The organism is Frankia sp. CeRuru1 (genome assembly GCF_977966315.1).
The window spans coordinates 1-5,559 of sequence record NZ_CDWWEW010000339.1; the positions used below are offsets into that span (position 1 = coordinate 1).

Genomic DNA, 5,559 nt, shown 5'->3' on the forward strand with positions numbered 1-5,559 from the left:
GTGTCGGGGGTGCCGGGCCGGTGCGGTCGCTACCTGGTCACCGGATGAACGGGCCGACGGTTCTCATCCAGAATCCGACGGTGGTGCAGCCGGCCGAGACGTCGGTGTTCCTGGCACCTCGTCCGTCCTACGACCCGGTCCGGGCCGCGGCCGAGTCCGCCGCGGTGCGAGCGGTGCTCGCCGACCTTGGGGCCCGTCCCTGTGCCCCGTCCGAGATCCTCGCGGCGCTGCCCCGGGAGGTCCTGATCGAGCTCGCCGTCCGCGCGGTCAGCGCCGAGGACGACCTGCGAATGGCCGCCGCCCGCGAGGCGCTCCACGACTGGTCGGCGCCGGCGTTGGTGCCGGTGGTGCTGCGCCAGCCGCGGCTGCTGCTCGACCCCGGCGCCGCCCGCGGCGTGATCGGTCCCGACCAGGCGGACGAGAGCTACGCCCTGCGTCCCCTGGCCGGGTTGATGTTTCCCCGTGATCATTATGTCGATCTCGGTGAAGCGGTCGCGGTCGGCCGGTTGCGGCGCCGGGACCGGGCCCGCGAGACGGTCGTCATGGCGGCCGTGCTGCGCGGGTTGCGGGGCCGATCGGCCGAGGTCCGCGTCCCGGAGCCGCTGTTCCTGGAAGGCGGGGATCTGGTGAGCTGCGGCGATGTGGCCGTCCTCGGCACCAGTTGGCGGACCAGCCCGGCAGTCTGGGGGCTGTTGCGTCCGCATCTGCTGGCCAGCTTCGGTCACGTGGTGCGGGTCCGCGACGAGCTGCGGCGTGACGGCCAGCCCCATCTGAACTCCTGGCTCGGCCTCGGCCCGGGGATCGCCCTCGTCGCCGCCGATCGGCTGCACGCCCCGGCGGTGGTGGAACGCGACGGCGTCGCCGGCCGGGAGACGACGCTGGTCGACGCCCTGCGAACGATCAATCTCGCCGTCTGTCCGCTGGCACCGGACATGGTCGCCGCCTTCGCCGCTGGGGTGTTCTTCCTGCCGGCCTTCGCGCCGCCGGAATCGGTCCTCCGGCCGGAATCAGAATCGGTCCTCCGGCCGGAGCCGGCCGCCCTGGTATCCACGGCGAGTGCGCCCTGGACCGAACCGGTGCTGTCGCGGTTCGGGATCCAGACCGTCGCGGTGCCGTTCGATGAACATCACAAGCAGTTCGGCAGCCTGCACCGGGCGCTCAACACCGTCCCGCTGCACTGATGGCGCACCGTCCGTGCCCTCCAGAACGGGCCGTGAACGCTCCTCAGGGAGCCTCCCAGACCCGAGGACCGCAGTAAGCCTGTGCGCCGGCTCGGTGCGTCCGGCCTCGCGCTCGGGCCGATCTTCGCCTCCTCCGCCCACGGTTACGACACCATCGACCATCTCCGCATCGATCCGCGGCTCGGCGACGACCGCGGCTGCCCGCGCCCAGAGACCCGGTCAGATCTGTCGGGCGGCGCGCCGTCCACGGGCACCCAACGGGACCTTGGAAAGATCCTCGGCCTGCGACCGGAGGTTCTTGTAGCGGTAGCCGCGTTCGGTCAGCCAGGCTGCGGCGGTCGCCCGCGCACGGTCGGTCGCGGCCACCATGTCCTCCTCGGCCTCGCCGGAATCCAAGAAACGGAAGGTGAAGAAGGGCCTGGTGGCGATGTCGTAGGTAAGGCTGCCCTTCGGCGTGAACGCGGCCTGCAGGATGTCGTGTTCCGCCGCGTGGGCCAGCAGCTCGGTGCGCTGGTCATCGGTCAGCCCGTCGAAGGCGCCGCGGACGGTGATGCGGAAGGTACGGGTGCTCATGGCTCGATCTCATCATTCCCAGTCGTGCCGTCCAGCGATTTTCGGCGCCGCGCGGCCGGTTGCGCGGGTCCGGCGGGTCCGGAGTGAGAACGCACCGTGAGCCCGATGCCGAGGATCAGGCAAGGGTGGAACCATTCTCGTCGGCCTGCGGGGCGTCGGACGCGGCCAGCCGCGCGTGCAGGCGGGCGCGGACCTCCTCGGGGGAGTAGGCGACCCGCCGGCGCTGGCTGCGCGCGACGAGCACGCCGGTGGCGGCCACTCCGGCGAGTCCGGCCACGCCGAGCAGCTTTCCCCATCGAGCGCGATTCATCCGTCCAGGTTAGGGCGCCCTTGCGTCGGCTGCGGCATGCTACCGGCATGCCTGATTCGCGGATCAGCCTGGCCGATGCCCTGGAACTGACGCGGACCGGCGACCTGTGGCTGTTCCGCGGCCGCACGGCGGTGGACCGGGCGATCCAGACGACGACCAACAGCCCGGTGAACCATGTCGGCATGGCGGTGGTCGTTGACGATCTTCCGCCGCTGATGTGGCACGCCGAGCTGGGGAAATCGTTGCCGGACGTCTGGGCGGGCACGCATCAGCGCGGCGTGCAGTTGCACGACCTGCGTGCGGCGGTGGAGGTCTGGGCGCGCCGTTACGGCCAGCGGGCCTGGCTGCGTCAGCTTGAGCCCGCGGTCCGCGCCGAGCAGGAGGATGCCGTGCTGCGGACCGTCGCACGGCTCGACGGCACGCCGTTTCCGTCCACGGCCCGGCTGGCGACACGCTGGCTGCGTGGCCGGCTTCCGCGTCCCCGCCGGATGACGAGCGAGCACGCGCTGGAGACCGCGTACTGCGCCGAGGTCGTGGCTGTTACCTACGAGGCGATGGGCCTGCTGCCGTCCGGTCGCCATCCGAACTGGTACGACCCGGGGAGGTTCTGGAGCGGTGACGACCTGCGTCTGTCCGGAGGCTTCGTGCTGGGCGGGGAGATTGTCGTGGACGTGGACGACTCTGCCTAGCGTCGCGTCTGCCTAGCGTCGCGTTCGGCGGGTCCGTGCGGCGGCCGTTGACCAGGATCCGGTTCCTTGTCTTTCCAGAGCCTTTCGTGCCCGATTTATCCCTCTGGATAGGCAGGGTGCGTCTGGGGGGATGCTGTCGCCACGGGGGTGCCGTCCAGGTGCGGCGCGGTGATCGCGGTGACCAGCAGGCCGCGGGCCGAGAGCCAACGACCGTCGAAGCCGGTCAGCTCACCGCAGGCCAGCCGCGGCCCCGCCACCAGGAGTTTCGCGGTGAAGGTGCCCCGGGCGGCCGGGCCCAGCGCCGGCGGGCCCATAGGTGCGGTGCCCGGGTGGATCACGAGGGCGGCGTCTCCGAAGCCAAGCCAACGTTCCGCCAGCGGGTACCACGCCTTGTAGACGGACTCCTTGGCGCTGAACAGCAGCCGGTCCCAGCAGACGGCCGGGCGGGCGCGGGTGAGGGCCGCGAGCCAGCCCTCCTCGGCGGGAACGGTGATCTCCTTCAGTACCCCGCCGGGTGTGGGTTCGTTCGGCTCGGCGTCGATGCCGATGGTGTGGACCTCCGCCGCCCGGGCCACCGCGGCCGCCCGGTAGCCGGCGCAGTGGGTGATGCTTCCCACCACTCCGTCCGGCCAGCCGGGTGCGCCGCGGGAACCGGGCAGGATCGGCGCCGCCGGAAGCCCGAGCCCCTCCAGCGCGCGATGCGCGCATACCCGGGCGGTGGTGAACTCGCGGCGCCTCTTGTCGACCGCGCGGCTCAGCAGCGCGGCCTCCTCGGGGAACAGCACGGCCGAGGGATCGTCCTCGAATGCCTCGACGGCGACGGCCGCCGCGGGCAGCAGGCTCGCAAGCAGGCGCGGATCCACCCTCTTTACTCCGCTACCCGTTACCCCGCTACCCGTCCCTGACGTCGAAGCCGGCGCCCCCGGCGGCGCCGAGCCTGCCCCCGGCGCCACTCTCGATCCCGGCGTGGAACTCGATCCTGACATCGCGCTCAGTCCCGGCGGGCCGGCGGTGCGGGGAAGGGCAGGATCTGCCGTAGCCCGGACCATGGCTTGCCCCACACCGCGCGTTCCCGGGGGTAGCCCATCGAGACCTCCTCGAAGCGGACGTCGTCGTACCAGGTGGTGCGGGGAATGTGCAGATGACCGTAGACGACCGCGCTGGCCCGGAACCGCGTGTGCCAGTCGGCCGTGCTCGTGGTGCCGCACCACAGCGCGAATGTGGGGTACCGCAGTACCGCGGTGGGCTGACGGACGAGTGGCCAGTGGTTGACGAGCACCGTTGGCATTGTCGGATCGATGTCGCCGAGGCGCGCCCGGGTCTGCGCGACCCGGGCCTGGCACCAGGCGTCGATGGTGGGATACGGGTCCGGGTGCAGCACCCATTCGTCGGTGCACACGATCCCGCTTTCCCGGGCCAGGGCCAGCGCCTCCTCCTTCGTCGCCGTTTCGGCGGGACGAAAGGTGTAGTCGTAGAGCACGAACAACGGCGCGACGACGACGGGACCGCCCGTGCCCTCCCAGACCGGATAGGGATCCTCCGGGGTGACGACACCCAGCCCGCGGGCGATCTCCACGAGATGCCGGTAGCGCTGTTCGCCGCGCAGCTGCACCGGGTCCTGCTTGGGAGTCCACAGCTCGTGATTCCCCGGCACCCAGACAACCTTCGCGAAACGCCCGCTGAGCTGCTTGAACGTCGTCTCGATATCGGCGACCGTCTCGGCGACGTCACCGGCGAGGATCAGCCAGTCGTCGGATGATCCGGGTGCGATGTCCTCCACCATCCGCCGGTTCTCGGGGTAGGCGACATGCACGTCACTGACGGCCAGCAGCCGCCCGGGCGAAACCGGGGAATCCGTCCGGGACACAGGGCGAAGCCTACCGGCGCGGCCACCGACACGTCCGCCGGATGAAAATGCTGTTCCGATGTTCGAGATGGCGCCGGATGGGCATCCTGATCGAGGATCACCGCGAGGGATTCGGTGGCGATCCCTCGCGGACGACACGATGAGCCGACGGATCCGGCCGATCTTGCGGGAGTGGACAGCGATGAACGACAGTGGGCAGCGATGAGTGGTGGGCAGCGATGAGTGACAGCGTCGGAACCGGGCTGCTCGTCGCCCTCGGGGTCCTCGCCGTGATCATCCTGGCGCTGGCCGTGGCCGCGCTGGTCGTCGTCCGGAAGTACCGGCTGCCGCTGCGGGGCCTCGTGGCGACCCTGGCGGGCCTCGCCTACGTCATCTCCCCGGTGGACGCCGTCCCGGAGATTCCGCTGGGGCCGATCGGACTGATCGACGACATCACCGTGATTATCGCGGCGGTGGTCTACCTGCGCGGCCTGATCGCCGCGCGGCGGGGCCTGGGCCCGGCCGGGATCGATCCACCCGGCCGGGCGCCCCACCCGATGCCGCGGCAGCCTCCGCCGCCTCGGACACCGCCTTGGACACCGCCTCGGCGCCGTAGCCCCCGATGATGGCCGGGAGGACGACCACCGAGGCCGCCTCCTCCGGTCGCCGGCCGGGCCTCAGGAAACCTGCCAGAGTCGCACCGTGGTGTCGGCGCTGCCGGTGGCGAGGACGCGGCCGGTGAAGGCCAGTGAGGTCACGGCGCCGGTGTGGCCGGTGAGCGGCTGGCCGAGCTGGCGGGGGTCGGTCGGCTCGGTGACGTCCCAGAGTCGCACCGTGGTGTCGGCGCTGCCGGTGGCGAGGACGCGGCCGGTGAAGGCCAGTGAGGTCACGGCGCCGGTGTGGCCGGTGAGCGGCTGGCCGAGCTGGCGGGGGTCGGTCGGCTCGGTGACGTCCCAGAGT

8 protein-coding genes are annotated in these 5,559 nt (G+C 71.5%); 3 read left to right on the top strand and 5 right to left on the bottom strand.

What is annotated here, in order from left to right; all coding sequences use genetic code 11:
* Nucleotides 1-44 precede the first annotated feature (44 nt).
* Nucleotides 45-1,181: an arginine deiminase family protein gene (locus tag AC08OP_RS19700; protein WP_476615544.1), complete on the top strand. Its 1,137-nt coding sequence runs from the start codon at nt 45-47 to the stop codon at nt 1,179-1,181.
* 219 nt (nt 1,182-1,400) lie between these two features.
* On the opposite strand, the gene AC08OP_RS19705 is transcribed toward AC08OP_RS19700, so the two are convergent.
* Entirely contained in the window at nt 1,401-1,754 is a 354-nt protein-coding gene (locus AC08OP_RS19705) for a DUF6204 family protein (RefSeq protein ID WP_476615537.1), read from the bottom strand.
* A 115-nt stretch (nt 1,755-1,869) separates the two neighbouring features.
* A complete protein-coding gene (locus AC08OP_RS19710) occupies nt 1,870-2,064 on the bottom strand; it encodes a hypothetical protein (protein ID WP_476615538.1) in 195 nt (64 codons plus the stop codon).
* A gap of 47 nt (nt 2,065-2,111) precedes the next feature.
* On the opposite strand from AC08OP_RS19710, the gene AC08OP_RS19715 reads away from it, so the two are divergent.
* Complete coding sequence (locus AC08OP_RS19715; protein WP_476615539.1) at nt 2,112-2,753, top strand: hypothetical protein; 642 nt, start codon at nt 2,112-2,114, stop codon at nt 2,751-2,753.
* Nucleotides 2,754-2,848: 95 nt separating this feature from the next.
* Here AC08OP_RS19715 and AC08OP_RS19720 read toward each other — a convergent pair whose 3' ends face one another.
* Both AC08OP_RS19720 and AC08OP_RS19725 read right to left on the bottom strand, forming a co-directional pair.
* Nucleotides 2,849-3,616, bottom strand: a complete 768-nt coding sequence (locus tag AC08OP_RS19720) for a 4'-phosphopantetheinyl transferase family protein (protein WP_476615540.1) — start codon at nt 3,614-3,616, stop codon at nt 2,849-2,851.
* Between the two features lie 128 nt (nt 3,617-3,744).
* Nucleotides 3,745-4,620 carry a metallophosphoesterase family protein gene (locus AC08OP_RS19725; RefSeq protein WP_476615541.1) on the bottom strand — a complete coding sequence of 292 codons (876 nt, stop codon included), beginning with the start codon at nt 4,618-4,620 and terminating at the stop codon, nt 3,745-3,747.
* A 218-nt stretch (nt 4,621-4,838) separates the two neighbouring features.
* On the opposite strand from AC08OP_RS19725, the gene AC08OP_RS19730 reads away from it, so the two are divergent.
* On the top strand, nt 4,839-5,225 hold the full coding sequence (locus AC08OP_RS19730; protein ID WP_476615542.1) for a YkvA family protein: 387 nt from the start codon (nt 4,839-4,841) through the stop codon (nt 5,223-5,225).
* A 51-nt stretch (nt 5,226-5,276) separates the two neighbouring features.
* Here the strand turns inward: AC08OP_RS19730 and AC08OP_RS19735 are convergent.
* Nucleotides 5,277-5,559: WD40 repeat domain-containing protein (locus tag AC08OP_RS19735; protein ID WP_476615543.1), on the bottom strand; the 283-nt coding region annotated here is incomplete at its 5' end.

Excerpts from the sequence above, each read along its gene's own strand:
- AC08OP_RS19700 (WP_476615544.1), top strand. The coding sequence starts at position 45 with ATGAACGGGCCGACGGTTCTCATCCAGAATCCGACGGTGGTGCAGCCG.
- AC08OP_RS19705 (WP_476615537.1), bottom strand. The coding sequence starts at position 1,754 with ATGAGCACCCGTACCTTCCGCATCACCGTCCGCGGCGCCTTCGACGGG.
- AC08OP_RS19710 (WP_476615538.1), bottom strand. The coding sequence starts at position 2,064 with ATGAATCGCGCTCGATGGGGAAAGCTGCTCGGCGTGGCCGGACTCGCC.
- AC08OP_RS19715 (WP_476615539.1), top strand. The coding sequence starts at position 2,112 with ATGCCTGATTCGCGGATCAGCCTGGCCGATGCCCTGGAACTGACGCGG.
- AC08OP_RS19730 (WP_476615542.1), top strand. The coding sequence starts at position 4,839 with ATGAGTGACAGCGTCGGAACCGGGCTGCTCGTCGCCCTCGGGGTCCTC.